The organism is Saccharothrix sp. NRRL B-16314 (assembly GCF_000716595.1).
In the GTDB taxonomy this organism is placed as follows: domain Bacteria; phylum Actinomycetota; class Actinomycetes; order Mycobacteriales; family Pseudonocardiaceae; genus Actinosynnema.
Genome location: NZ_JNXC01000196.1, coordinates 1 through 333, shown reverse-complemented (window position 1 = coordinate 333; position 333 = coordinate 1). Strand labels below are relative to the sequence as shown.

At 64.6% G+C, this 333-nt stretch carries 1 protein-coding gene; it reads left to right on the top strand.

What is annotated here, in order from left to right:
* Window positions 1-29: 29 nt before the first annotated feature.
* Window positions 30-333 (top strand): NUDIX domain-containing protein (locus OQ02_RS47070; RefSeq protein ID WP_331281579.1); only part of this gene is annotated, 304 nt, incomplete at its 3' end.

The window sequence follows — 333 nt, the reverse complement described above, 5'->3', positions numbered from 1 at the left end:
CAGCTCATCCTTCGCACTTTCGATTAGCCGTGATCACTCACCGTATCGGCACCACAGAACTTGAGCCAGAACCGGAAGTCGTGAACAGAGCCACTGATTTCGTATCAGATCTCCGGAAGGCGGTCGGCCCGGACTTCCTTCTCTGGCTCCCGGGGGTGGTCGCGGTCGTGCGCGACCAGAACCGGAGGGTGTTGCTGCAACGCAGGACTGCTGCCAGCCAATGGACGCCGCTGAGCGGGATCGTGGAGCCGGGCGAGGCCCCGGCTGCCGCGGTGGCACGGGAGGTGCATGAGGAGACCGGAGTACGGGTGGTGGTCGAGCGTCTGGCAGCAG